Raw genomic sequence first — 24,845 nt, forward strand, 5'->3', positions numbered from 1 at the left:
CCCGCGGAGGGGCGGAAGCGCGCTTCCGGTATCCTTGATGGGGGCATTCGCCCCTTTAAACCACCAACGCGGCCCCAAGATGGGCCGCTTCATACTGCAGAGGCATTGGTTATGGCACAGGCGGGACGCCAGGGTTCACCACGCAACGGGGGCAACCCTCGCAGGAACACTTCACGGGCAGGGCAGGACAGCGCGGGGTACGGCGGCCAGGGCCGCGGCAGCTCGGCGCGGGGCGGTGCGAAGGGTGCCCCGAAGGCGGCGCAGCGCAAGCGCGGCGAGCGTCCACTGCCCAAGGGCGCGGGTGCGGCCCCGTTCGCGTACGAGCGGTTCGGCAAGAACCTCGGACCCATCCGGAAGGGGAGCGCCGCCCAGGGCGGAGGCCGCAGGACGCCCTCTGGCCTGCCCCAGCACGAGCCGCGCACCCGGGCACAGATGGCCGAGGACGGTGTGCGCCTGCAGAAGGTCATGGCCAATGCCGGCGTCGCGTCCCGACGGGTGTGCGAGGACCTCATTGCCGAGGGCCGGGTCGAGGTCAACGGGCAGGTCGTCACCGAGCTTGGCACGCGCGTCAACCCGGAGACGGATGCGATCCATGTGGACGGCGTGCGCGTCCAGACCGATGAGCACCTCGTCTACATGGCGTTCAACAAGCCCCGCGGCGTTGTCTCCACCATGGACGACCCCGAGGGCCGGCCGTGCATCACGGACTACCTGCGCCCCGGTACGCCTGAGAGGCTCTTCCACGTGGGGCGCCTCGATACGAACACCGAGGGCCTGCTGCTGCTGACCAACGACGGCGAGCTCGCGAACCGCCTCACCCATCCTGCCTATGAGGTGCCCAAGACCTACGTTGTCCAGGTACGAGGCCCCATGCCGCAGGGCGTGGGCGCCCAGCTGCGCCGCGGCGTCGAGCTCGAGGACGGCCTCGCGAAGGTCGACTCGTTCCGGCTCGTGGACTCGACGCCTGGCTTCGTGCTCGTCGAGGTCGTGCTGCACTCGGGCAAGAACCGGATCGTGCGCCGCATGTTCGACGCTATCGGCTTCCCCGTCCAGCGGCTCGTGCGGGCCAAGATCGGCCCCATCGGCCTCGGCGACCAGAAGCAGGGCACGGTCCGCAAGCTCGGCAAGCAGGAGATCGGCCACCTCATGGCCGCGGTCGGCCTCTAGGCCGGGAGAAGAGAGCATGTCCGCAACGCACCTGCACGGTCCCGTCCTCGTCATCGGGACTGGGCTGCTCGGCACGAGCATCGGCCTCGGCCTCGAGCACCGGGGCATCCCGGTGTTCCTCGAGGACACGTCGCCCACCAACCAGGCCGTCGCCGTGGACATCGGGGCGGGCCGTCCCCTCTCGGAGCTCGAGGCGGACCGGGGCGCCCAGCCCGAGCTCGTCGTCGTGGCCACGCCCCCGGACGTGACCGTCGACGTCGTCGCCCGCTCCCTCGAGAGGTGGCCACGCGCCGTCGTCCTCGACATCGCGAGCGTCAAGGCATCGATCGTCGCCGGGCTGCGCGAGCGCAAGGCCGACCTTTCCCGGTATGTCGGAACGCATCCCATGGCTGGCCGGGAGAAGTCCGGACCTGTCGCCGCTCGCGGCGAGCTGTTCACATCGATGCCATGGGTCGTGTGCGCGGCCCCTGAGTCGGATTCCGCCGCGGTCCGGCTCGCGAAGGCCCTCGGGGCGGACCTGGGCGGCAACGTGGTCGAATTCGACGCGGACGAGCACGATGAGGCGGTGGCGCTCGTGAGCCACCTGCCGCAGGTCATGTCCTCGCTGCTGGCCTCCCGTCTGCAGGGCACCGACCTGCGGCTTCTGGCGCTCGCAGGCAATGGACTGCGGGACACGACGCGCATCGCCGCGAGCGATCCGGGGCTATGGGTCCAGATCCTCGGGTCGAACGCGCCGAAGATCGTCGAGCACCTGTACGGTGTGCGGGAGGACGTTGAACGGCTCATCCGAACGCTCGAGGCGCCCGTCGCTCCGGGCGCTCGGCTGGACATGGCCCAGCTCATGAGCGAGGGCAACGCCGGCGTGGCCCGCATCCCGGGCAAGCACGGAGGTCCGCCGCAGGCGTTCGCATGGCTGACTGTCCTCGTGGATGACCGGCCCGGGCAGATCGCCAAGCTCCTGACGGAGATCGGGGAGATCGGCGTGAACCTCGAAGACCTGCGTCTCGACCATTCGTCGGGGCGGAACGTGGGCATGGTGGAGATCTCCGTGCTCCCGAGCAAGCATGATGCACTGGTAGCGGATCTGGAGGAGCGCGGATGGCGGGTACTGCAATGAGCGAGCTGAACTCGCAGAGCACGGCCCAGGGGACGTCCGTCACGTACACCCCGGCGCCCGGAGCGGAGCCTCTGCGGCTCGGCCGGCCGCTCGTCGTCGCGATCGACGGGCCATCCGGCTCGGGCAAGTCCAGCATCTCGAAAGAGGTTGCCCGGAGGCTGCGGCTCGCCTATCTGGACACGGGAGCGATGTACCGCGCAGTGGCGTGGGACTGCCTCGCCCGTGGCGTGGACCTGGACGACGGTGCGGCCGTCGAGGCCGCTGCGAAAGGCCTTGACCTCGAGCTGAGCACGAGCGCGGATGCCGAGTACGTCCGGGTCCGTGGCATGGATGTGAGTGCCGCGATCCGCGAGCCGCGCATCTCGTCGTCGGTGAGCGCCGTCGCCACGAACCTTGGGGTGCGGGACGAGCTCATCCGCCGCCAGCGCGCCATTATCGCCGCCCACGGACGCCGCATTGTGGTCGAGGGCCGGGACATCACCAGCGTCGTCGCGCCGGACGCCGAGGTGCGGCTCCTGCTCACGGCCTCCGAGGAGGCGCGGATGCGTCGCCGCGGGGCCCAGCTCGGCGGCACGCAGACTGCTGAGCAGCTCCGCGAGCAGGTCGTTGCGCGGGACGCCAAGGACTCGGCGGTCGCAAGCTTCACCCAGGCCGCGGACGGCGTCTTCACCGTGGACTCGTCCGATCTGGACTTCGATGCAACAGTCGACGCCGTCCTCGGCGTCGTGCAGGCGGCCGTGAGCCGCCCGGCCGGCGCCTGAGCCGCCCTACACCTTCAAGGAGATTTCCATGACCGAATCCCTGGACACCGGGTCCGCGGGCAACACCGCAGCCGAGGAGTACGTGCCCGAGGGCTCCGACCAGGTCGCAGAGCACCTCGCCTCGATGGACGACGCCGAGGCGGACCAGCGTGCCGCGACCCTGCGGGCGGGGCTCGCGGACTACGACCTCGACGAGGACGACGCGCTCCTCCTCGCGGGCGAGGGCGAGGAGTGGGATCCCGACGCACCTACCCGGATGGATCCGGTCCTGGCGATCATCGGCCGCCCGAACGTGGGCAAGTCCACGCTCGTGAACCGCATCCTCGGCCGGCGCGAGGCCGTGGTCGAGGATGTCCCCGGCGTCACCCGCGACCGCGTCTCGTATCCTGCTGAGTGGACGGGCCGGAGGTTCACCCTCGTGGACACCGGCGGCTGGGAGCACGACGCGAAGGGCATCCACGCGATGGTCGCCGAGCAGGCGGAGATCGCCGTGAGCATGGCGGACGCTGTGCTCTTCGTCGTCGATGCGACCGTGGGTGCGACTGCCACGGACGAGGGCGTCATGCGTATGCTGCGCAAGTCGAAGAAGCCAGTGCTGCTCGTGGCCAACAAGGTGGATGACTTCGCCCAGGAAGCCGATGCCTCCGCCCTCTGGGGTCTGGGCTTCGGCCAGCCGTACCCCGTCTCGGCCCTGCACGGCCGCGGTGTCGCTGACCTCCTTGACGCCGCCCTCGAGGTGCTTCCCGAGTTCTCGGCGATCGCCGGCGTGGAGCGCACCGGCGGCCCCCGCCGCATCGCGCTGATCGGAAGGCCGAACGTGGGCAAGTCATCGCTGCTGAACAAGCTTGCCGGGTCCGAGCGGGCCGTGGTCAACGAGGTCGCGGGCACCACGAGGGACCCGGTGGACGAGTACATCGAGCTGGGCGGCAGGACGTGGCGCTTCGTGGACACGGCCGGCATCCGCCGCCGTCAGCACATGGCCCAAGGCGCCGAGTACTACGCCTCCCTGCGGACGCAGGCCGCGCTGGAGAAGGCTGAGGTCGCCGTCGTGCTCCTGGCCGCGGATGAGGTGCTGTCTGAGCAGGACGTGCGAATCCTCACGCTCGCGATCGAGTCCGGCCGCGCGCTCGTGATCGCGTTCAACAAGTGGGACCTGATGGACGACGAGCGGCGCCGCTGGCTCGAGCGCGAGATCGAGAAGGACCTCGCGCACGTCGAGTGGGCGCCCCGGGTCAACATCTCGGCGAAGACCGGCTGGCATAGGGACCGCCTCGTCCCTGCGCTCGAGAAGGCCCTTGCCGGGTGGGACACGCGGATCCCCACCGGCCGGCTCAATGCGTTCCTGGGTGAACTCGTGGCGGCGCACCCGCACCCCGTGCGCGGCGGCAAGCAGCCGCGCATCCTCTTCGGTACGCAGGCGCAGAGCCGCCCCCCGAAGTTCGTGCTCTTCACCACCGGGTTCCTCGACCCCGGCTACCGCCGCTTCATCACGCGCCGCCTACGTGAGACGTTCGGCTTCGAGGGCACCCCGATAGAGATCGGCATGCGCGTCCGCGAGCGCCGCTCGAAGAAGAAGTAGCGCGCACGCCGCGTCGAACCGGCGCGTACGACGGCGGTGACCCACCCTCGGGGGTGCGTCACCGCCGTCGCGCGTGAGGAGGCACTACAATGGATGGGTTGGTAGGACGCCCCCAGTCTTGGCGGGACCGTCCGAGTATCCCTTCTCGACAAGCGAGGCTGCTTCCGCGCGCTGGTTCCCCTCTCTGGCGTCCTGCCACAGATCAGGAGGATGAGTGGCAGAAACAGCGGACATTCAGGGCATCGACGGCGGATCGCCGAGGGCGGCGATCGAGCGCAGCCGGCTCGGGGGAACCGAGCGTCGCCGGACTGGCGGCGACGAGGGCCGGCCTCCCGTCTCCAGCAGCGAGCTGAGCAGGGGGCCGCAGGAACTCGCGGAGAGTCGAGGGCCCCGGGTCCGCTGGAGGGTGTTCATCATCGCCTCAGGCATCATCCTGGCCTTCTCAGCGTGGGCCATGGCCATGCCCGAGAACGCCGCCGGGACCCTGCACTCCATCGTCCAGTGGATCGCGACGAACCTCGGATGGTTCTACGTTCTCACCGTGGCGCTCGTGATCGTGTTCGTGCTCTGGGTTGCCCTGTCCAAGGAGGGCGGGGTCCGGCTCGGCCCCGACCACTCGCGCCCGCAGTATGGGCTTTTCACCTGGGTGTCGATGCTCTTCGCTGCCGGGGTGGGCATCGACATGCTCTTCTACTCGGTCACGGGGCCCATCACGCAGTACATGTCCCCGCCGTCCGGGGCCGGACAGACGCCCGCGGCCGCGCAGGACGCCGTGGTCTGGACGATGTTCCACTACGGGATCGCCGGCTGGGCCATGTACGCCCTGCTCGGCATGGCCATGGGGTACTTCGCGTACCGCTGGGGCATGCCGCTCTCGATCCGCGCGGCACTCTACCCCTTGCTCGGCAAGCGGGTCCGCGGGGCGATCGGGGACGCGATCGACGTCTTCGCGCTCGTCGGGACCGTGTTCGGCGTGGCCACGTCGATGGGCATCGGCGTGGTGCTCCTCAACGTGGGGTTCTCGCTCCTGTTCGGCCTCGAGCAGGGGCTGGGACTGCAGATCGCTCTCGTGGTCGTGGCCGTTGCCATGACGATCGCCGCGTGCACATCAGGGGTGGACAAGGGCATCCGCCTGATCTCGGAGCTGAACCTGTGGAGCGCCGGCGCGCTCCTGTTGTATATCCTCGTGACCGGCCAGACCTCGTTCGTGCTCAACGCGACGGTGGAGAACATCGGCCGGTTCCTTTCGACCCTGCCCGAGCGCACGCTCCAGACCTTCGCGTACGAGGACGGCGGCTCGTCCTGGATGGCCGTCTGGACGCTCTTCTTCTGGGCCTTCTGGCTCGCGTGGGGGCCGTTCGTCGGGCTGTTCCTCGCGCGGATCTCCCGCGGCAGGACGCTGCGCGAGTTCGTCATCGCCGCGATCACCGCCCCCGTGCTGTGCGACCTGCTGATCGTGGCGATCTTCGGCAACAGCGCCCTGTACGAGGTGATCCACGGCAATCTGGACTTCGCGAACCTCGCCATGGAGAGCCCCGAGCAGGGCTGGTACGCCCTGCTGCAGATGTTCCCCGGCGCTCCGTTCCTGATCGGCCTCGCCACGCTGTCCGGCCTGTTGTTCTACCTCACGAGCGCCAACTCCGGTGCCATGGTCATGTCCAACTTCTCCTCCTCCATCCCCAATCCAGCGCAGGACGGGGCAAAGTGGCTGCGCATTTTCTGGGCCGTCCTCACAGCCGTGCTGACTGTGGCCATGCTCGTGGCCGGCGGCGTGACGACGATGGAGTACGCGACGCTGATCTTCGCCCTGCCCGTGACGATCATCGCCTACCTCGTGATGGCCTCGTTCTCGAAGGCCCTCCGGATGGAGCGCGCCGAGCGGGAGGGTCACGTGCTGAGGCGGAAGACCACGGCGGCGGACGGCGGCGCGGTGCCTGAGCGCAGCTGGCGCCAGCGCCTCGCGGGGCTCCGCGCCTACCCGTCGAAGAAGGCCGTGGCCCAGTTCATGGAGCGCACAGTCCGGCCCGCGCTCGAGGACGTGGCCGTTGAGTTCACCAAGCAGGGCTACGAGGCGAGCCTCGTGACGGCCCCCGATGAGGGCACCGGCATCCCCGCGCACACCCTCACGGTCAGCATGGACGAGTACCGCAGCTTCCACTATCAGGTGGCCGCGGTGGAGGCCGCGGTGCCGATGTTCGGCGGTCGCGTGAACCCGGAGGAGGACGTCTACTACCGCCTCGAGGTGTTCACGCAGACCGGCTCCGAGGGCTACGACCTCATGGGCGTGGCGAGGCAGCAGATCATCGATGACGTGATCGACCGATACGAGGCGCATTTGGCCTTCCTCGCGTACTCGGCCGAGCACTCGTCGGCATCGATGCTGACCCCGCCGGCCGACGTGAACACCGGTCAGGTGCCGAGCGTGACCGAGCGGGTCCTTGATCTCGAGGAGACGGCGGTCTGACCCCAGTCGGGTCCGCCCCGCGTGCAGCCGAGCGCGGCCTCGGCTACACCCCTGCCACGGCCGGCTCGTCCCGGAAGTGGCCGACGGCGGTGAGCACCGCGCCGAGCACCGCCCACACTGCGAGGACGAGCCAGGGGAAGACGGCCGACGCGTCTGGGAAGTAGGAGAGGTCCCGCAGGAGGGTACCCGAGGCGCCGGGCACGAACCACTGGCCCACATCACCCCAAGGCGGTGGCAGGAATTCTTTGGGCTGGGTCAGCGCTGAGAGGGGGTTGCCGACGAAGAGCGTGATGATCGCGCCGAGGGCGATGCCGGCCCTGCCGATGAGGGCGTTGAAGCCCACGATGATCGCTGCCGTCCCGACGATCCCGAGGCCGATGGCCGCGGTGTTGGCCCAGAAGCTGCCCTGCAGGATGTGGAACCAGCCCTGCAGGACCCCCGCGAGTCCGAGGCCCGCGACGATCCCGTAGGCGAGGATCGCGGTGAGCCGTCGCCACGTTCCCGAGACGAGCAGCGAGATGAGCACGCCGCCGATCATGCCGCCCAGAGCGAGCGGAAGCCCGGCCACAGCGAGGCCGGTACCGCGCGGATCGTCCGGGGCGACGGGTACGACGTCGGTCACGGTCACCACCGGGAGCGCGGCCGGCGCCTGGGCGGGCGGGCTCTGCCCTGGCGGGGGAGCTTGGCCCTTCGCGGCGGCCTGTGCCGCTTGGGATGCCTGCTTGAGCGCGTCCTGGAGCCTGGCGATCGCCTGGCTGTTGATCTGGGCCTGCATCTGCGTGCCGATCTGGGTCAGGGCCTGCGCGGCCACTGGGCTCCCGGCGCTCGCCACGAGGATCTCCGGCGAGTCACCGAGCACCATCGCGCCGTACACCTCACGAGTCCGGATGAGGTCCAGGGCGTGAGCACGGCTCGAGGTCGCACGCACGTCGAGCGCGCCCTGCGGGGCCTTGGAAGTGACTTGGGAGACCTGATCCGCGCTGCCCACCGCTGCGACGGGCAGGTTCTGGGCCTTCGAGGTGATGCTCGGCCACGCGAATGCCACGAGGACCACGACGACGGCCACGGCCGCGAGCGTCGCAGTGCGGAGCGTGTGGGCCCAGGGGGTGTGCGGCCCCGTCACGATGGCACCCCGATGATCAGGGGCGACGGTGGGTTCGGTCGCTGTGGACATGTCTTGTCCTCTCTTTGTGGCTCGCGGACACCAACGAAAAAGAATGCTCGTTCTCCATTGTGCTCAGATGCATACCTCTGTCAAGAATGATCGTTCTCTTTGCTGTACCTTGGACGCATGCCGAAGGTCAGTCAGGAGCACCGCGCCGCGATGCGCGGACGCATCCAGAGCGCCGCGATTGCATGCGTGGCGCGCAAGGGCTTCTCGAACGTGTCGATGGCGGACATCATTGCTGAGGCTGGCCTCTCCGCAGGGGCGGTGTATGTCTACTACCGCAGCAAGGAGGAGCTCGTCGTCGACGTCGGCAGACGCGTCTTCGAGGAGCGGATGACGGCGCTCGAGCGGCTGGGCGCTCTCGATCCCGTTCCGCATCCCTCCGAGGCAGTCCCGGCGCTCATGGAAGGGCTCATGCAAACCGACTTCTTCCCGGGGGTCGCGGTCCAGGTGTGGGGAGAAGCGGTGCGCAATGACGGACTCGGGAAGGTGGCGAAGACTATCCTCGACGAGATCGCCGCTCATATCGAGTCCTACCTCAGGGCCTGGCTGGCGAAGTCGCATGGGTTGACAACTGATGAGGCGGCCACTGAGGGGCGGAGGCTTGCGCCTGCAGTCATGGGTGTGATCCAAGGTTTCGCCGTCCAGACAGCGCTGCGCGGCGAGGGCGCCCTGGAACGTTATATCGACTCCACGCGGGCGCTCCTTGCCCCGCTGTAGCGATTGATCCGGCGGATCGGAGGGGGCTCGCCGAGACCCGATCGATTCGCACGATCCGTCCGGTTCGGATATGCTGGAGCGGTTGCTTGGCCGGGTGCGAGAGCGTCAACGGCTGGCGATGTTCGGGCTGTAGCGCAGCTTGGTAGCGCACTTGACTGGGGGTCAAGGGGTCGCAGGTTCAAATCCTGTCAGCCCGACCAGAGTCGCTTTATTCGAACCATGGTTCGAGTAGACCGACCCAAGGTTGAACAACAGGGATGGCGTCGAGAAATCGGCGCCATTTTTGGTGTCCTGAAACCGGCGTTCCAGGCCGCCTGAGAGGCCGTCAAACGCCTTCTGAACGGTCATTTGGGCCGTGTGGACACCCATCGCTGTCTTCGATACCACGGCGGCGCGGTAGGCACGCTGGGCGGCGAAGATTCCGTCGAATGGGTCGTTCAACGTCGCCACTACGGCCCCGTGTTCGTCGACACTAAAGTACTTGTAGAAGCTCTCGTTGAGGAGCCGCCGCACCTTGTTGGAAGCACCGTCGTAGGCGAGCTTCGGGTTCGTTGCTTGCGTGAGCGCTGCGGATAGCGCGCGACCTCCGGCGAGCAACTGCTCAGAGAGGCTGCCCAATTGCTCCTCGACGCGTAGCCGCTGGACTCGGAGTTCGTGGAGCTTGGCCCGGACCTTCGACTGGGGCATGAGGTCATCGGCCAGCATATCAATGAGCCGGGTCTCCTTGAGTTCGACCTTACGGAGTTCATTGGTGAGCTGTGCCCGAACAGCCCTGAGGTCTCGCTGCTCGCCTTCTACAGTGGCCGCCAGCTTCTGTCGGACGTCCCGCTCAAAATCAGGATCGAGCTGAAGGAAGTTGTAGGTCCTGGCGACCTCGTCTTCGATAACGTAGGCCGGAATGTGCGGGAGGTCGCACGCCCCGTCCCGTCGAGCGCGGCAGAAGAAGTACTCGTACATCGTGCCGCCTCGGCCCGTTGTCTGGCTGTAGATGATGCGACTCACCCGCCCTGCCCGACGGCACTTGGCACAGAACAGCATGCCCTTGAGGTAGTGATTGTGGACGCGATCTCGCGTGCCCGCACCGCTGCGAGCAGCCATGACGTCCTGAACCTCGTCGAAGAGATCCTGACCAATAATCGGCTCGTGTCGGCCCGGGAAGATGTCGCCCTTGTAGACGACATAGCCGACGTAGTACGGGTCCTTCAAGATCTGGTGCAAACGGCTCGCCGAGACCGGCTTTTCCGGATGACGGGCGGTCTGCCGGCTGGTGAGTCCGAGGTCAGCCATCGTCGCCTCCAGCCGATCAATGGTGTACTTCCCCGACGCGTAGAGCTCGAATGCGCGGAGGACGAGCGGCGCTCGCTGTTCGTCAAGGCCGATGCTGTTGATCATGCGCCCGTCGACGTCTTTGCGAATGTTGAGATAGCCGATCTTCGCCTTCGTGACCGTTCCGCCGTTGACAGCCTTGTTGCGCATCTTGATCCTGATGTCTTCGCCACTGAGCTGGTTCTGGACTTGATTCATGATGTCGGTGACGGCTTCCATGGCTTCGGCGTAGGTGCCCTCACCGAAGTCTTCTCGAGCCGAGAGGAGCCTGACGCCGAGCTTGTCGAGGTGGCGGCGCGTGATGGCAGCGTCGACAAAGTTGCGGAAGGCGCGGGACCGGGCGTAGACGATGACGAAGTCGACGTCATGGTGCTCGCTCAAATACGCGAGAAGCGCCTTGAAGACAGGGCGCTTCTCGATGGTCTGAGCCGAAACACCCGGCTCGACAAACTCCTCGACGATGTCCGCGTTGAGGGCCTGTGCCTTCTGCCGACAGACGTCTCGCTGGGTGGCAATTGAGTTGCCGTCCTTGTCGATGTCGATGGCAGTTTCGGTTTGTCGCTTGCTGGAGACGCGGAGGTAGAGGACGGCCTTGCGGGGCTTGAGCTGGTCGATCTCTTCAATGGTCATGATCAGACTCCTTGCGGTCGTGCTGTGCGGTTGAGGCGGTACTGCCAAGAGCGGCTGAAGGGTGTGCTCGCGGGCGTGCAGCGCGCGGCGGGTTCGATGATGCCGGTCTGTCGGAGTCGGACGACAAGGGCAGCTTCGGAGACTTGGAACAGATCGGCGAGGTCTGTGGTGCGCTGGATGCCGCCGTAGTAGGCGCGCTTGAGAAGTTTCTTGGGCACGAGTAGACAGCCGGCGAAGTAGTCAGCGGCCTGTTCAGCCTGCTGTTGGGCGGTGGTGTCGCGGCTGCCGGTGTAGAGGGCATCAGCGCGGTTGTGGTCGATGATGTGCTTGTACTCGTGCGCGAGGGTGAAGCGCTGGCGGCGGTAGTTCTCGTACTTGTTGAGCTGGATGATCCAGGCGCTGCCGTTCCAGAAGCTGGCGCCGGAGACGGGCGCGTCGATGACTTCGATCTCGATCTTCGGCAGTTCCGGAATGAGGCCGCTCGGGATCGGACCGTCATCGATGCAATGAAGTTCGAGGAGCCGGCTGGCTTGATGTTCGGCAACGCGCAGGGCTTCACTCTGGCTGGTGATAATGCGGTTTGGGATGAGCGCCCGGAGACTGGCCAGGACGCTGCGCTCGGTGGTGATTGATGCTTTTGTGGTCATGGCTGTCTCCTTTCATATGAGAGAGTTATTCATCCTCGCCGGGTGCGGGACCGTTATTGAGATGGATGCCGTGGCGTTTGGCGACTTCTCGGAAATGGTCATCGATTTCCTTGAGGGCGCCTTCGGGCATGTCCTTGAATTTGGTACGCAAATACGGTGCGAGGGCTGGCAGGTCGGATTCGCGTAGCAGACTGGAGTCGGCCAGCAGTTCGGTCAACGAGACCTTCAGGACATCCGCGATGGCGCGGAGGTTGTCCATGCGGGGGCTTCCAATCTGCCCGAGTTCGAGCCGGGTGACGGTGCCTTTGGCTACGCCGGCTTGGCGGGCGACTTCGCTGGCTGAGAGGCCGAGCTTTTCGCGTTGGTTGCGGATGGCCTTGGCCAGTCCCTGTGCGTCGTATTCTTGCATTTCAATATTCTCCATCCATGATTATGGGCCGACCGTTCAACATATTCAACGATTTAAGCGAATTCTACAACGCAAATTCCATGGACGGAGGAGGCAAATTCGTTTTGTTTGATTGCCCGGCAGGGACAGCGGCTGGCCGACTTGGCCTGCCTGCTGTCGCCTGCCGGACCGGCTCGTCTAGCGTCCTCGGCCGCGGGGCTTCTCGGTGGGCTGTTCGGTGCCGAACAGACTGGCGATGGCTTCGCGGCGGGCGGCGGCTTCGCGTTCGATCTCCGCCATGGCGGATTCGGCCTGCGAGGCGAGGTCGGTGTTGTCCTTGACGTTGGCGATGTGCGCCATCAAGGCTTTTCTGATCTCGTCGGTGATGGTGCTGCCGCGCAGCTGGGCAATGAGCGTCAGCTGCGTGTGGACGTCCGGTTCGAGCCGGATGGCGAGAGTTTTCACTCCTGCCGAGTTGTGGCGGTCAGTGCCGCCTGCGGGGGTCGTCATGACAACTCCTCGGTGTGTGCGACCGGCGGGACTCCGGGATGGAGTCCTGGTCACCGGCCGCAGTGCACCGACGAGCTGCCTTGCCCTTTGGCGTCAGGCGGCGCGGACATCCTCGACACGTTGGGTAGCTTCCTTTGCATAAGTTGCATTGAGCTCGATGCCGACCCAGTTCCGGTCGAGTTCTTCGGCGGCGACTGCGGTGGTTCCGCTGCCGATGAAGGGGTCGAGTACGACCCCCGGCTCCGGGGCGCCGATGTGGCTGCACTGCGGCTGAACAGCAAGGCGGACAGCCGTCTGTCCGAGCCGCCTGATAGGGCTGACCCAGGGCATCCGGCAGGTGCGACAGCGGGCCGCAGGGGTTCCGGCAAGGATGCACCGTTCGGCCAACGCTCGCGGGAAGGCGGCGTGATGGCTGCCAGTGCCCGGGACTGTGGGGACGGTCCAGACGTCGCCGGGGTTCTTTCCGAGTGGATGGCCGATTTTTCCCTCCTGCTGCAGCCGTCGCAGCCCGTTGGTGCGGTTGGCATTGGGACCGCGCCAGTCCTGCCGCTTGGGTGGATGGCGACTGCCGGGCGGAGCCCTTCGTCCTGGTCTGCTGGCGTGCGGGAGGCGGATGGCGTCGAGGTCGAAGTGGTAGCGGGATTGCTTGGCGAACAGGTAGATGACTTCGTGAGCGGCGGTGAGGCGGTCACGAACGCTGGAGGGCATCGGGTTCGGTTTGGCCCACACGATGCTGTTGCGGAGGATCCAGCCATCCTGCTGCAGTAATCTGGCGACGCGTTCGGGAGCGAGCAGGAGGCTCTTGGTTGGCGCACCTTGGCGTGGGTGCATGGCGTAGGTGTCGCCGAGGTTCAGCCAGAGCGTGCCGGTCGGGACGAGGACGCGGTGGACCTCGCGGGCGATGTCCCGGATGGCAGCGGCCCAGTCGTCGACGCGGTGCTCCAGCCCCAATTGCTCGCCGTTGCCGTAGTCCCGGAGGCGAAAATACGGCGGGCTGGTCAAGCACATGTCCACGCTCGCGGTCTCAAGCTTCTTGAGGGTGGCGAGGGCATCGCCCACGAGAATGCGGTTGAGTGACTTAGCCATGGCTGTATCCCTCCATCAGGCGGGCGGCCGTTTCCTGGAGCGCCGTGACGACGTAAGCGCCGTGTGGGAACTGGGGGCTTCGTTCTAGCGTGGTGGCGAGGCTGTCCCGGCGACGCTCAGCAGTTTCTGGGCGAGCGGCGTCCATGGCCCAAACCACCTTCGGATAGCTGCCGTAGGCGCGTTGCTCTGCCCCGGTGGCGCGGTAGGCCTCGTAGGCGGCGCATTTACTGAGGAGCGTTGGCAGGCTCTCGTGCCCGAGGTCGACTTCGATGAAGAAGGCCTCGACGTCTTGATCACCGGGATGCTCGGCCAGCTCGACGTAGAGATCGGGGCGCAGGGTCTGGGGAGCACCGAGGAGATCGGTGTAGCGGCGTCGGGCTTCCCGCTCCGGGGCGAGGCGAACGACTTCAGCATCGTGCACTTCGGCTTCCTGTAGCAGCGCGACGGCGAGGTCTGCGACGGCCAGGGTGTGATCGACGAACCGCGCAGACGGTTCCTCAGGGCGCCATCGTCGGCGGCCGAGTTGCTGCTCGCGCAAGATGCGGTCGCCTGCGGCATCAACGTAGTAGACCATGCCTTCCGAGCCAGATCGGATGCCGCCGACGCGGCGCTTCAGGACACCGAGGATGCGCAGCTCTCGCAGCCGGGCAAGCACGCGGCGGCAGGTCCGGGCCGCCGAGGCAGACGTTTGGTGCGCTGTGAAATGGAAGGTGCGCAGATGCCCGGCAGTGAGGAACCGGTAGCGATCAACCGAGGCGAGGACTTCTATGTCCCGAGCGCTGAGGTTGGCGGCGATGTCACGGAGCTGACGGTGGCTGATGCGGTTCCCTGCATGAGGACCGGGATGCGGAGCAGCCTTGGTATTCGGCGCCACTATCCGGCCGGACTTGGCTTTGACCTGCGAAGACGTGTCCTCAGACCTCGACGCGGGCGGGTAGCCGATCGGTAGGTTATCGAGAGCGCTCATGGCTGACTCCTCCGTCGCTTGGTAGTGCCCGCAGTGGCATCGGATTGAGGAGTAATGGCATGTCTCAGGTGCTCGTCGACCTCGCTGATCGGCGTGCCGTAGGCGGTCCGACTAGCCCGCCGCACCCCCTCGGGCGAACTCGTCGAGCCGGGAATGTCGAGAGTGCGTCCCGATGCCCAGTCGGTCACTGCGCCGTGGTGGACGAGCTGGGCGTAGATATGCCGCGCCGGGAGAGCCATGAAGTCTTCTACTTCGAGACCCGGCGCCATGGCTGCAGCTGCTCTGGCGTCGCGAGCCGCGAGCTGGAAGAAGACCCGCGAGCGGCAATTGGCCTCGAAGGCCGTCCGCATGCTTTGGGGGAGTTGATCAAGGTACTGGTGGGCGACGTGGAAGGCCGCGCCGAGGCTCCTCGAGGTGGCGAGGGCATCGCCGAGATCCATTGGCAACCGCAGGTATTCCTGGACCTCGTCGAGTACGACGGTGACGACCTGGCGGTCGTGGGCTGGAACGCTGGCGCGCTCTTGGATCGCCTGCCATAGTTCGGCCACAACCAAAGCCCCGAGCAGTTGCGCAGATTCGGGGCCGATCACACCCTTTTGGAGTGGAACGAGCAGGATCTTCCCCTCGGTGAGGACCTGTCGGACGTTGAACCGAGGGGCGGGCTGGGCCAGGATGCGGCGCAGGTGCGTATCGAGGAGTGGCCGCACCTTGTTCATCAGCGGAGCGACAATCTGCGCGGTGGCGTCCGGCGAGAGCTGGTCGAACCAGTGCCAGAATGGTCCAGCCGAGATCGGATCGGCAGCGGCAATCGGCTGGACAAGGCGCGCGCGGAAGACACGGTTGCTGAGCAACATCGGCAGCTGAGCCAAACTCGCGCCGTCGGTCTGCGCGAGCGCAGCGAGGGCGTGGCGGAGGATGTCACTACTCCGTGGGCCAAGCTGATCGCCATAGAGGGCGCGGAAGGTACCGAAGAGCTGGTCGGCGACGAGTGCCGGGCTGCGGCCGTGTCCGTCGACTGGATTGATGCCAACCGGAGCGTCGTCAAGTGGGTCGACCAGGACGACGTCTTTGACTCGGTCGGCGGGGATGTGCCGCAGCAGGTCGCGTATGAGGTCCTTAGGTTCAACCACGGCTATGCCCCGCCCTGCTTTCATGTCGCCGATCAGCAGATTGAGCAGCATGGACGACTTGCCAACGCCGGTCGGCCCCATTGCCCAGACATGTCGGGTGCTGTCGGCGATTGTGAGCCCAAGTGGCGTGTGTTCGGTACCGGGGGCTGTCGATTCGGCGATGATTCGGTCACTGGCGGTGGCGGTAAAGGAAGGACGAATCGGGCGAGGATGGGCGGGCGGCTGCCCGGGATATACAGCATCGGTTCTCGTTGCTGGCCACGCGCTGAGGCGTCCAACTTCGGTCACCGTCAGATGCTGTCCAACGGGAGTGAGGAGAGGCCACGTATTGCTGGGTTGGTTGAGGCGGTCGGGGTGTTCAGGGCGAAACGTAAAGCGCATCCCAGGGGCGCTGAGCGAGCGGAAAGCGTTCACGACGTTCCGGACGAGGTTCAGAGCGCGCGCTTCATCGCCAGCGTGCACACCAATGCGGACAACCGCGGCAAAGCCGGGTTCGGCCCGTTTGAGTTCGACGCTGCGGCGTACCCCTGTCCGCTGCTCGGTCTGAACTCCGCTCGCGAGGAGCGATGCGAGGCCCTGATCGATTTGGGGCTGATCTCTTGGCGTCAGGCGCGGGCTGATGCGCGGGCCCAGGACGACTTGGACGACGAGCCGCTCCGAGCCCTGTACGGCCGTGAGTGCGGCAAGGATGGCGCGAGTTGAACCGTCGGCATCCTGAGCCTGGAGGGGTTGGGCTGCAGGGGAGAAGGCCACCCTGCCCGCCGAGGCAGACGGAAGGCGGTCTTCGTCCGCGTCGACGACGAGTGCGTCGTCTATCAGCTGTTCGATGTCGCGCCGAACAGCCCCAGCGTGGCGGCGCTGGGTGCCGACGAGGTACTGCACCCCTGTTCGGTCGGCCCGGGCCTCAAGCACAATCAGTGGAGCGTGGATTTGGGCGGCCCACGAGCGCAGCAGGCCGATTGTTTCGGCGTCGTCGAGGGGCTGGGGCCAGAAGATGCGCTGCCAAATGAGGCGGCTGAGATGATCATCGCGGCTACTCACGGTCGATGCCCTCCCGTGGGCGTCTCGGACGCGTGGCCTCGTACTCAGCTTGGGCCTCGCGCTCGGCTTCTGCCTGTGCCAGGGCGATGACGGCGCGGCTGAGCTTGCGCAGATCCGGGTGGTCCCGTTGGACCCCTTCGACGATGATTCGTCGAGGCTCGCGCCGCTGCGCGCTGCCCTTTCGGGTGTTCTTGGTCATTGTGTTCTCCCTCCTTTCTGCCGGTGCTGTGGTTTGGTCGACTTGGTCGTTCAATTCGTTGAACGGTGTCTGCAGTCCACTATGCGTTCAATAAGTTGAACGTTCAAGTGAATTTGTCCAAACCACAACACCGACAGGTAGGCCGTACTTGCGGACTATTGGCGGCGCGATTTCAGTAGCGGCTGCGCAGGTAGCGCACCAGTGCCCAGCCAGCCCACGCCAGCGTGACGACTCCCGCTGCCGCAATGAGGAACGGCAGGATAGCCTGCAGGACCTGCGTCGCGCAGTAGAGGGCGACAGCAGCGAGCAGGATCGACATGCACGCCCCAATTGCCCGGTCGAACCAGGACTTCGGCTCGTTCTCGCTCACTGGCAGCGTCCCATCTTCCGCAGGGCGTCGCGATAGCGATCGTGGAGCCGATCCACGGCGGCGTCAGCCGCACGACGTGCTCGCAGCCGACCGATATGGATGGCCAGGGCATTGGCCAAGCAGAGCGCGGCCAGGATGATGGCAGCCGCGGCGATCAGAAGTTCGAGGGTCACCATGGCTAGAGACGGGGCACCTTGGGCCAGGTTTCCAGCGCTGCGAGCGCCAGTGCGGCCATCTGTCGTGAGACCAAGGTCAGGTGTCGAGCAGTCGCCGGCGCCTCCGTCCGAAGTGTCGCGGCGGCAAGATCGAGCTCGTTGACGAGGTCAGTCAGACGGCCGATGAAGGACTTCACAACATCCTCGTGATCGAACTCCTCCGGCTCCACTGCTTGAGTGTGAAAGGGTGAATCGAAAAGGCGGCGCATGGTTCCCCGCCCTACCGCTGGAACCGACGGACTTCCCACGCCGCGTATTCGGCGAAGGAATCGGCAATGAAGTTCAGCCGCTCAGCTGACCGCGGGTCTCCGTTGGCTTGAAACTCAGCTTCACGACTCAACATCGCGGACAGGTGCATACCCGTTACCGCGACGTAGCCGGCCGCCTGCACACGGGCTGCTGTGACGAGGCCGTTGGCCACCTCGGTGTTCTGGCGCCGCTGGAGCGCTCTCCCCTCCGACCGGGAGAAGCTCTGAGGGTAGGGAGAAACTGTGCCGTCGGGACGACGAATGATGTCTGTCATGACAACCCTTTGCGAGTTCTAGGAGCGCCCGCTCCCGGATGGATTGGGCATAGCTCCAGCCTGCCGATCCGGCCGTCGTACCTTTTGGGACAAGAACTGGCAATTTTCGGGCAAAATCTGGGTATGCCGGAAGGTCCGTTGCCACTGCACCACTACCTCGTGCGAGAGCTCAGGGTTGTCCGGAAGTACGGCCTCCATCGACTTCGAGAGCATCTCGACGACCTACCGGCCCTGGCCGCGCTCACTGTGCGCATCGGTCGAGGAGACGGCAGTGCCGCCGCCATTGAGGCCCTACTGAGATCAGCTTGGGCGGCCCGGGCTGAAGGGGCGCAAGGCACGGCAATTGGCGTCCTGCTTGGACTCGAAGTGGGACGGCGAGGTGCGCGGCCATCGGTCCTGCGAGAAGCGGCGGCAAAGCGCTTGGGCTACGCGTCAGTCGATACGTTTCGCAAGGCCCCAGAAGCCAACGCCATCGACTACTTCGCCGATGTGATCGAGAGCTACTGCCTAGACTCGGCCTGGGAGGCCAGGAGCGTGGAGATGAGCGACGACCGTATCGAAAACGCGCTGCGAGCCGTCGAGAAGCTGACTCTCGTGGAGTATGGAGAATTCGTTCGTCGCCTCCGCGCCACTCCTCTGTTCTCTCGTCAGGAGCCTGACAGCTAGTCCGACGGCCAACATCCGGCAACGGTTAAATAATCCATCGATTTGTGTTATAAGTGAGAGCAAGAGATCCCTGCGTCCTGACTGGTTCCAACCGGGGCCCAAACGTCGACTGTGACAAGGCCGAGTCTTGCAGCAGAACTGTCAGTGCACGCTGCTAACTTGAGAAGCACAGCCTTAGGGGACCCAAACGTAAGCGCGCCCAGGCGCAAGGAGTACAGACACGACCATGGCCGAAACCACCAAGGAAGCGCAGCGCGCGGAGCTGCACAAGACGATCTGGCGGATCGCGAACGACCTGCGCGGCAGCGTGGATGGCTGGGACTTCAAGAGCTACGTGCTCGGCATGCTGTTCTACCGCTTCATCTCGGAGAACCTGACGGCCTACCTAAACGAGAGCGAGCGCTCGGCAGGCACCGCCAACTTCGACTACGCCTCGCTGCCTGACGACCAAGCAGAGTTCGGACGAAAGGAGACGGTTGCTGAGAAGGGCTTTTACATCCTTCCTTCTGAGCTCTTTGTCAACGTCCGCAATCGGGCGGCGCACGACGAGAACCTCAACGAGACCCTTGCCGCCATCTTCAAGAACATCGAAGGCTCAGCGACAGGTACCGATAGCGAGGATGACCTCAAGGGACTCTTCGACGATCTTGACGTCAACAGCTCCAAGCTTGGCAACAGCGTCGAGAAGCGCAACAAGAAGCTATCGGGACTGCTCGACGCCATCGGCGACTTGCCGCTCGGCAACTTCCAGGACCACACCATCGACTTGTTTGGCGACGCCTACGAGTACCTGATGCAGATGTACGCCTCACAGGCTGGCAAGTCTGGGGGTGAGTACTACACACCACAAGAAGTAAGCGAGCTGCTGGCCCGAATCGCCGTGGCCGGTAAGACCTCGGTAAACAAAGTGTACGATCCCGCTGTCGGCTCGGGCTCGCTTCTCCTAAAGTTCGCGAAGGTGCTCGGCAAGGAAAACGTCCGTCAGGGATTCTTCGGCCAGGAGATCAACCTGACGACGTACAACCTAGCGCGGATCAATATGTTCCTGCACGACATCAACTACGAGAAGTTCGACATTCGTCACGGCGACACGCTCATAGACCCTCAGCATGAGGACGACGAGCCGTTCGAGGCAATTGTGTCCAATCCGCCTTACTCTATCAAGTGGGAAGGCGACGCCAATCCGTTACTAATCAATGACTCGCGTTACTCGCCTGCTGGCGTGTTGGCTCCCAAGTCGAAAGCCGATCTCGCCTTCACCATGCACATGCTGTCATGGCTAGCGGTCAATGGCACTGCCGCTATTGTCGAATTTCCTGGCGTGCTCTACCGCGGTGGAGCGGAAGGCAAGATTCGTAAGTATCTCATCGACAACAACTACGTCGACACTGTCATCCAGCTCCCGCCTGATCTATTCTTCGGCACCACGATCGCGACATGCATCCTCGTACTGAAGAAATCCAAGAAGGACAACTCGATCCTTTTCATTGACGCCTCAAATGAGTTCGACAGGATCGGCAACAAGAACAAGCTCACCGAACAGCGCCGCCAGAAGATTCTCGATACGTTTATTGCCCGCGAGGACGTCGACCACTTCGCCAAGCTCGTTCCCAACGATGAGATCGCCGAACGCGACTATCTGATCTCTGTATCCTCTTACGTTGATGGTGAAGATAGCCGCGAAGCGACAGATATTACTGCTCTTAATGCTGAGATTGCCCGCATCGTGGCCCGGCAGACCGAGCTCCGTGTCTCGATCGATGAAATCGTTGCCGATCTGGAAGGTGCATCGTGAGCCGGATCGACGACCTGATTAAGGAATTGGCTCCTAAAGGAGTTCATTTCAAGACGCTCGGCGATACCGGCGAATTTATTCGAGGCAATGGATTACAGAAGTCTCACCTCACTTCTGAGGGTGCGCCGGCTATCCATTACGGCCAAATCCACACGCACTACGGAACCTGGACCGATTCTACGAAGTCCTTCACCGATCCTGCATTGGCGGCGAGGCTGCGACGCGCAAAGCCCGGGGATCTAATCATTGCAACGACCAGTGAGGACGATGCTGCTGTCGCCAAGGCCACTGCCTGGATTGGCGAGGGGGAGGTGGCTGTCAGTGGTGACGCCTACATCTACCGGCATACGCTTGATCCGCGCTATGTGGCGTACTTCTTTCAAACGGAACAGTTCCAGAATCAGAAGAGCAAACATATCACCGGCACCAAGGTCCGTCGCGTCTCGGGAACGGCGCTTGCGAAGATTCGCATCCCTGTACCACCTCTAAAGGTGCAGCACGAGATTGTGCAGATTTTGGACAGCTTCATCGAGCTCGAGAAAGGGCTCGAGAAAGAGCTCGAGAAAGAGCTCGAAGCGCGGCATCTTCAGTATGCTCACTATCGCGACGAGCTCCTTGCCTTCTCAAATAATGACACAAAACGAATACCCATGGGTGAGGCTGGCGTATTCTTCGGTGGGCTTACCGGTAAGTCCAAGGCAGATTTTAGCAACGGAAACGCTCGTTTTATATCCTACGTCAACGTCTTCAACAACATCGCTGTCGACCTCGGCCGCGATGACTATGTGCGGGTTGAACCAGGGGAGCGTCAGCGCGCTCTCGCTCGCGGGGATGTCATCTTCACCGGTTCGTCCGAAACACCCGAAGATGTCGGCATGTCCTCAGTCGTTACCCGCGAGGTGGCCCAGCCGACCTACCTTAATAGCTTTAGCATCGGATATCGCCTTCACGATCCTGAGTTGCTCGATCCGGAATTCGCTAAGCATTTATTCCGGTCGAGTTCCATGCGTCAGCAGATCGTTAAGACTGCAAGCGGCGTGACGCGTTTTAATGTCTCAAAGGCCCGTCTTGCTAAAGTCGAGTTTCCCGTCCCCAGCAGGGATGAGCAGTCGCACATTGCTGGGATTCTTGATAATTTCGAAGCCCTCGTCAACAAACTCAGCGCGGATCTTCCAGCTGAGCTTGCAGCTCGTCAGGCGCAATACGAGCATTACCGAGAGATGCTCCTAAGCTTCGAGGATGCAACGGCATGAGTGAGTCGCCTGCTCGCAAGTATGATCCGATCGCCGTCTCCTCTGAGAGCACCGTTGTAGCCGAGTACGACTCCGATGCCCAGTCCGCGACTAGTTATCAGTCGGAAGCGGACCTCGAACGTGAGTTCATTAAGCTTTTGGAGTCGCAGGCGTACGATTACCTGCCGATCAAGTCCGAAGCCGATCTCATCGACAACCTTCGGCACCAACTTGAGCTGCTGAACAAGATGACGTTCTCGGACGCCGAGTGGCAGCGATTTTTCAACGAACGGGTCTCCGGCGCGAATGACGGTATCGTCGAGAAGACGGTTCGAATCCAAGAGGATCACATTCAGCTCTTGACGCGAGACGATGGATCGCCCAAGAACATCGCTCTGATTGACAAAAAGAACATCCACAACAATCGGCTTCAAGTCATCAACCAGTATGAGGTTGCTCAAGGCGGCAATAGCGGAGGAAAGTACGCCAACCGGTACGATGTAACTGTTTTGGTTAACGGCCTACCTATGGTCCACGTTGAGTTGAAGCGTCGCGGCGTGGACATCCGTGAGGCGTTCAACCAGATCAACCGATACCAACGAGACAGCTTTTGGGCCGGCTCAGGGCTGTTTGAGTACGTCCAGCTGTTCGTGATCAGCAACGGCACCCTGACGAAGTACTACTCGAACACAACTCGCCGTCAGCACATCTCGGACAGCGCCAGTGCAAAGAAGGCCAAGCGGCCGACCTCCAACTCATTTGAGTTCACATCCTGGTGGGCCGATGCGACCAATCGACCAATCCAGGATCTAACCGCCTTCGGCAAGACGTTCTTCGCCAAGCACGCGCTGCTCAACATCCTCACTCGCTACTGCGTCCTCACGGCCGACCGCATGCTGCTCGTCATGCGCCCCTACCAAGTCGTCGCGACCGAACGCATCCTTCAGAAGATCGAGATATCGACTAATTACAAGCAGCTCGGCAGCGTCGCCGCCGGTGGGTATGTCTGGCATACGACCGGATCAGGCAAGACACTGACCTCCTTCAAAACGGCGCAGTTGGCGAGCAAGCTGGGAAGCGTCGACAAGGTGCTCTTTGTGGTCGACAGGAAGGACCTCGACTACCAGACAATGCGCGAGTACGACCGGTTTGAGAAGGGTGCGGCCAACTCCAACACATCGACGGCGGTACTCAAGAAGCAACTGGAGAACTCGCAGGCCAAGATCATCATTACGACGATCCAGAAACTGGCGACTTTCATCAACGCCAACAAGGGCCACAGCATCTTTGACGGTCATGTCGTCATCATCTTCGACGAGTGTCACCGCTCGCAGTTCGGCGACATGCACACCGCGATCACCAAGGCGTTCAAGCGCTACAACCTGTTCGGTTTCACCGGAACACCGATCTTCTCCGCCAACGCGGGCAGTGGCGGCAACCCGCACCTGAAGACTACTGAGCAGGCTTTTGGCGACAAGCTGCACACCTACACGATCAAGGACGCGATCAACGACAAGAACGTCCTGCCCTTCAAGGTCGACTACATCAGTACGATCAAGGTCGGTGCGCCTGACGACAAGCAGGTGTCCGCGATCGACACCGAGCGAGCGCTCCTGGCCCCCGAGCGGGTCAGCAAGATCGTCAGCTACACGCTTGAACACTTCGACCAGAAGACCAAGCGCGCCAGTGGCTACAGCCACTCGGTGATCACGAACGTCGAAGACCTCGTCGGGCGCAATCCGAAGGTCGCCGACGAGATCAAGCAGAGCAATCGCGTCAAGGGATTCAACGCGTTGTTTGCGACAGCCTCCATTGATGCAGCGCGTCGGTACTACACCCAGTTCAAGCTGCAGCAGGAGGACCTCACTCCCGACCGCCGGCTCAAGATCGGCCTGATCTACTCCTTTGCCGCCAATCCGGACTTGGAAGATGGTGCACTCGATGAGGAGGACTTCGACACGGATGCCCTGAGCGGCGACGCCCGCTCGTTCTTGGAAGAGGCGATCCAGGACTACAACCGCATCTTCGGCACCAGTTACGACACCTCGGCCGAGCGCTTCCAGAACTACTACAAAGACTTGTCGCTGCGGATGAAGAACCGCGAGATCGACCTGGTCATCGTCGTCAACATGTTCCTCACCGGGTTCGACGCGACCACGCTCAACACGCTATTCGTCGACAAGAACCTCCGCTCGCATGGGCTGATCCAGGCCTACTCGCGCACCAACCGCATCCTGAACTCGGTCAAGACCTACGGCCACGTCGTCACTTTCCGCGACCTCGAGGAAGAGACCAACGATGCGATCGCCCTCTTCGGTAACAAGGACGCCAAGGGCATCGTGCTGCTGAAGCCGTACGGCGACTACTACAGCGAGTACAGCGAGAAGGTTGACGAGCTCCTCACCCAGTTCCCACTCGGAACCCAGATTGAGGGTGAAGCCGCCCAGAAGGAGTTCATCAAGCTGCTCGGTGCCATCCTGCGGCTGCAGAACATCCTGACCTCGTTCGACGAGTTCGCCGGAAACGAGATCCTGACCGAGCGGCAGAACCAGGACTACCGCAGCATCTACCTCGACCTCTACGCCGAGTTCCGCAAAGACGGCGACTCAGACAAGGAATCGATCAACGAGGACGTCGTCTTCGAAATCGAGCTGGTCAAGCAAGTCGAGATCAACGTCGACTACATCCTGATGCTCGTCCAGAAGTACCGCGACGAGCACGGCGATGGCGAGGACAAGGAACTGCGCGCCGAGATAACCCGCGCGATCGACTCCAGCCCATCGCTCCGCAACAAGCGCGACCTCATCGAAGACTTCGTCGACCGCGTCTCGGCCAAGGGCGACGTCGACGACGAATGGCAGCGCTACATCGCCGAACGCCGAGAATCGGAGCTCTCCCAGATCATCGACGAAGAAAACCTCCGCCCGGAGGAGACCAGGAAGTTTGTCGACGCCTCGTTCCGAGAGGGATCGCTGCGCACCACCGGCACAGCGATCACAAAGGTGCTGCCACCAGTCTCACGCTTCTCTGCACGAGGCGGTCACGGTGAGAAGAAACAGCGCGTGCTGGCGAAGCTCGGCGAGTTCTTTGAACGATTCTTTGGTCTGAGTTCGAGTGAAGGAAACTAGTGTACGGGCGTGCGAT

Annotated in this window: 23 protein-coding genes and 1 tRNA gene; 11 read left to right on the plus strand and 13 right to left on the minus strand. The window is 63.8% G+C overall.

What is annotated here, in order from left to right:
* Positions 1 to 111 precede the first annotated feature (111 nt).
* From LF262_RS14610 to betT, 5 genes are all read left to right on the plus strand, one after another.
* Positions 112 to 1,167: a pseudouridine synthase gene (locus LF262_RS14610; protein ID WP_235781132.1), complete on the plus strand. Its 1,056-nt coding sequence runs from the start codon at positions 112 to 114 to the stop codon at positions 1,165 to 1,167.
* Between the two features lie 16 nt (positions 1,168 to 1,183).
* A complete protein-coding gene (locus LF262_RS14615; protein ID WP_235781133.1) occupies positions 1,184 to 2,284 on the plus strand; it encodes a prephenate dehydrogenase in 1,101 nt (366 codons plus the stop codon).
* The gene (cmk, locus tag LF262_RS14620) at positions 2,266 to 3,045 is read left to right on the plus strand and encodes a (d)CMP kinase (protein WP_235781134.1); all 780 of its coding nucleotides are present in this window, start codon (positions 2,266 to 2,268) and stop codon (positions 3,043 to 3,045) included. The genes LF262_RS14615 and cmk overlap by 19 nt, the downstream gene beginning before the upstream one ends.
* A gap of 28 nt (positions 3,046 to 3,073) precedes the next feature.
* Entirely contained in the window at positions 3,074 to 4,624 is a 1,551-nt protein-coding gene (gene der, locus LF262_RS14625) for a ribosome biogenesis GTPase Der (protein WP_235781135.1), read from the plus strand.
* Positions 4,625 to 4,838: 214 nt separating this feature from the next.
* A complete protein-coding gene (gene betT, locus LF262_RS14630; RefSeq protein WP_235781136.1) occupies positions 4,839 to 7,088 on the plus strand; it encodes a choline BCCT transporter BetT in 2,250 nt (749 codons plus the stop codon).
* Positions 7,089 to 7,131: 43 nt separating this feature from the next.
* Here the strand turns inward: betT and LF262_RS14635 are convergent, their stop codons facing one another.
* Positions 7,132 to 8,262, minus strand: coding sequence for an ABC transporter permease (locus LF262_RS14635; RefSeq protein ID WP_235781137.1), 1,131 nt, complete (start codon positions 8,260 to 8,262; stop codon positions 7,132 to 7,134).
* 117 nt (positions 8,263 to 8,379) lie between these two features.
* Here LF262_RS14635 and LF262_RS14640 point away from each other — a divergent pair, with 117 nt between their 5' ends.
* A complete protein-coding gene (locus LF262_RS14640; RefSeq protein ID WP_235781138.1) occupies positions 8,380 to 8,976 on the plus strand; it encodes a TetR/AcrR family transcriptional regulator in 597 nt (198 codons plus the stop codon).
* A 123-nt stretch (positions 8,977 to 9,099) separates the two neighbouring features.
* Positions 9,100 to 9,176 (plus strand) — tRNA-Pro (locus tag LF262_RS14645).
* Here LF262_RS14645 and LF262_RS14650 read toward each other — a convergent pair.
* From LF262_RS14650 to LF262_RS14705, 12 genes are all read right to left on the minus strand, one after another.
* Positions 9,139 to 10,932, minus strand: a complete 1,794-nt coding sequence (locus tag LF262_RS14650) for a recombinase family protein (protein ID WP_235781139.1) — start codon at positions 10,930 to 10,932, stop codon at positions 9,139 to 9,141. The genes LF262_RS14645 and LF262_RS14650 overlap by 38 nt on opposite strands.
* Before the next feature lie 2 nt (positions 10,933 to 10,934).
* Positions 10,935 to 11,579: an ImmA/IrrE family metallo-endopeptidase gene (locus LF262_RS14655; protein ID WP_235781140.1), complete on the minus strand. Its 645-nt coding sequence runs from the start codon at positions 11,577 to 11,579 to the stop codon at positions 10,935 to 10,937.
* Between the two features lie 25 nt (positions 11,580 to 11,604).
* Positions 11,605 to 12,003: a helix-turn-helix domain-containing protein gene (locus tag LF262_RS14660; RefSeq protein ID WP_235781141.1), complete on the minus strand. Its 399-nt coding sequence runs from the start codon at positions 12,001 to 12,003 to the stop codon at positions 11,605 to 11,607.
* Between the two features lie 162 nt (positions 12,004 to 12,165).
* Entirely contained in the window at positions 12,166 to 12,477 is a 312-nt protein-coding gene (locus LF262_RS14665; RefSeq protein WP_235781142.1) for a YlcI/YnfO family protein, read from the minus strand.
* A gap of 93 nt (positions 12,478 to 12,570) precedes the next feature.
* Positions 12,571 to 13,563 carry a DNA-methyltransferase gene (locus tag LF262_RS14670; RefSeq protein WP_235781143.1) on the minus strand — a complete coding sequence of 331 codons (993 nt, stop codon included), beginning with the start codon at positions 13,561 to 13,563 and terminating at the stop codon, positions 12,571 to 12,573.
* Positions 13,556 to 14,530 (minus strand): replication-relaxation family protein, encoded by a 975-nt coding sequence (locus LF262_RS14675; protein WP_235781144.1) that lies wholly within the window; start codon positions 14,528 to 14,530, stop codon positions 13,556 to 13,558. The genes LF262_RS14670 and LF262_RS14675 overlap by 8 nt, the downstream gene beginning before the upstream one ends.
* A complete protein-coding gene (locus LF262_RS14680) occupies positions 14,527 to 16,701 on the minus strand; it encodes a type IV secretory system conjugative DNA transfer family protein (protein WP_235781145.1) in 2,175 nt (724 codons plus the stop codon). Before LF262_RS14680 ends, LF262_RS14675 begins: the two co-directional genes overlap by 4 nt.
* Positions 16,694 to 16,900 carry a hypothetical protein gene (locus LF262_RS14685; protein ID WP_235781146.1) on the minus strand — a complete coding sequence of 69 codons (207 nt, stop codon included), beginning with the start codon at positions 16,898 to 16,900 and terminating at the stop codon, positions 16,694 to 16,696. The genes LF262_RS14680 and LF262_RS14685 overlap by 8 nt, the downstream gene beginning before the upstream one ends.
* A gap of 172 nt (positions 16,901 to 17,072) precedes the next feature.
* Positions 17,073 to 17,270, minus strand: coding sequence for a hypothetical protein (locus LF262_RS14690; protein ID WP_235781147.1), 198 nt, complete (start codon positions 17,268 to 17,270; stop codon positions 17,073 to 17,075).
* The gene (locus LF262_RS14695; protein ID WP_235781148.1) at positions 17,267 to 17,446 is read right to left on the minus strand and encodes a hypothetical protein; all 180 of its coding nucleotides are present in this window, start codon (positions 17,444 to 17,446) and stop codon (positions 17,267 to 17,269) included. The genes LF262_RS14690 and LF262_RS14695 overlap by 4 nt, the downstream gene beginning before the upstream one ends.
* A 2-nt stretch (positions 17,447 to 17,448) precedes the next feature.
* Positions 17,449 to 17,655 (minus strand): hypothetical protein, encoded by a 207-nt coding sequence (locus tag LF262_RS14700; RefSeq protein ID WP_235781149.1) that lies wholly within the window; start codon positions 17,653 to 17,655, stop codon positions 17,449 to 17,451.
* A gap of 50 nt (positions 17,656 to 17,705) precedes the next feature.
* Entirely contained in the window at positions 17,706 to 18,008 is a 303-nt protein-coding gene (locus LF262_RS14705) for a hypothetical protein (RefSeq protein ID WP_235781150.1), read from the minus strand.
* A 123-nt stretch (positions 18,009 to 18,131) separates the two neighbouring features.
* Between LF262_RS14705 and LF262_RS14710 the strand changes: the two genes are divergently transcribed.
* The 4 genes from LF262_RS14710 (at position 18,132) to LF262_RS14725 (ending at position 24,829) form a co-directional block, all read left to right on the plus strand.
* A complete protein-coding gene (locus LF262_RS14710; protein ID WP_235781151.1) occupies positions 18,132 to 18,674 on the plus strand; it encodes a hypothetical protein in 543 nt (180 codons plus the stop codon).
* 226 nt (positions 18,675 to 18,900) lie between these two features.
* On the plus strand, positions 18,901 to 20,469 hold the full coding sequence (locus tag LF262_RS14715) for a type I restriction-modification system subunit M (RefSeq protein ID WP_235781152.1): 1,569 nt from the start codon (positions 18,901 to 18,903) through the stop codon (positions 20,467 to 20,469).
* Positions 20,466 to 21,722, plus strand: a complete 1,257-nt coding sequence (locus LF262_RS14720) for a restriction endonuclease subunit S (protein ID WP_235781153.1) — start codon at positions 20,466 to 20,468, stop codon at positions 21,720 to 21,722. Before LF262_RS14715 ends, LF262_RS14720 begins: the two co-directional genes overlap by 4 nt.
* Complete coding sequence (locus LF262_RS14725; RefSeq protein ID WP_235781154.1) at positions 21,719 to 24,829, plus strand: type I restriction endonuclease subunit R; 3,111 nt, start codon at positions 21,719 to 21,721, stop codon at positions 24,827 to 24,829. The genes LF262_RS14720 and LF262_RS14725 overlap by 4 nt, the downstream gene beginning before the upstream one ends.
* The last annotated feature ends 16 nt before the right edge of the window (positions 24,830 to 24,845 follow it).

The sequence above is a fragment of the Sinomonas notoginsengisoli genome (genome assembly GCF_021554725.1).
GTDB classification, from domain to species: Bacteria; Actinomycetota; Actinomycetes; order Actinomycetales; family Micrococcaceae; genus Sinomonas; species Sinomonas notoginsengisoli.

Coding starts and splice junctions, on each gene's coding strand:
- LF262_RS14610 (WP_235781132.1), top strand. CDS start 112: ATGGCACAGGCGGGACGCCAGGGTTCACCACGCAACGGGGGCAACCCT.
- LF262_RS14615 (WP_235781133.1), top strand. CDS start 1,184: ATGTCCGCAACGCACCTGCACGGTCCCGTCCTCGTCATCGGGACTGGG.
- cmk (WP_235781134.1), top strand. CDS start 2,266: ATGGCGGGTACTGCAATGAGCGAGCTGAACTCGCAGAGCACGGCCCAG.
- der (WP_235781135.1), top strand. CDS start 3,074: ATGACCGAATCCCTGGACACCGGGTCCGCGGGCAACACCGCAGCCGAG.
- LF262_RS14635 (WP_235781137.1), bottom strand. CDS start 8,262: ATGTCCACAGCGACCGAACCCACCGTCGCCCCTGATCATCGGGGTGCC.
- LF262_RS14640 (WP_235781138.1), top strand. CDS start 8,380: ATGCCGAAGGTCAGTCAGGAGCACCGCGCCGCGATGCGCGGACGCATC.
- LF262_RS14650 (WP_235781139.1), bottom strand. CDS start 10,932: ATGACCATTGAAGAGATCGACCAGCTCAAGCCCCGCAAGGCCGTCCTC.
- LF262_RS14655 (WP_235781140.1), bottom strand. CDS start 11,579: ATGACCACAAAAGCATCAATCACCACCGAGCGCAGCGTCCTGGCCAGT.
- LF262_RS14660 (WP_235781141.1), bottom strand. CDS start 12,003: ATGGAGAATATTGAAATGCAAGAATACGACGCACAGGGACTGGCCAAG.
- LF262_RS14665 (WP_235781142.1), bottom strand. CDS start 12,477: ATGACGACCCCCGCAGGCGGCACTGACCGCCACAACTCGGCAGGAGTG.
- LF262_RS14670 (WP_235781143.1), bottom strand. CDS start 13,563: ATGGCTAAGTCACTCAACCGCATTCTCGTGGGCGATGCCCTCGCCACC.
- LF262_RS14675 (WP_235781144.1), bottom strand. CDS start 14,530: ATGAGCGCTCTCGATAACCTACCGATCGGCTACCCGCCCGCGTCGAGG.
- LF262_RS14685 (WP_235781146.1), bottom strand. CDS start 16,900: ATGACCAAGAACACCCGAAAGGGCAGCGCGCAGCGGCGCGAGCCTCGA.
- LF262_RS14695 (WP_235781148.1), bottom strand. CDS start 17,446: ATGGTGACCCTCGAACTTCTGATCGCCGCGGCTGCCATCATCCTGGCC.
- LF262_RS14705 (WP_235781150.1), bottom strand. CDS start 18,008: ATGACAGACATCATTCGTCGTCCCGACGGCACAGTTTCTCCCTACCCT.
- LF262_RS14710 (WP_235781151.1), top strand. CDS start 18,132: ATGCCGGAAGGTCCGTTGCCACTGCACCACTACCTCGTGCGAGAGCTC.
- LF262_RS14715 (WP_235781152.1), top strand. CDS start 18,901: ATGGCCGAAACCACCAAGGAAGCGCAGCGCGCGGAGCTGCACAAGACG.
- LF262_RS14725 (WP_235781154.1), top strand. CDS start 21,719: ATGAGTGAGTCGCCTGCTCGCAAGTATGATCCGATCGCCGTCTCCTCT.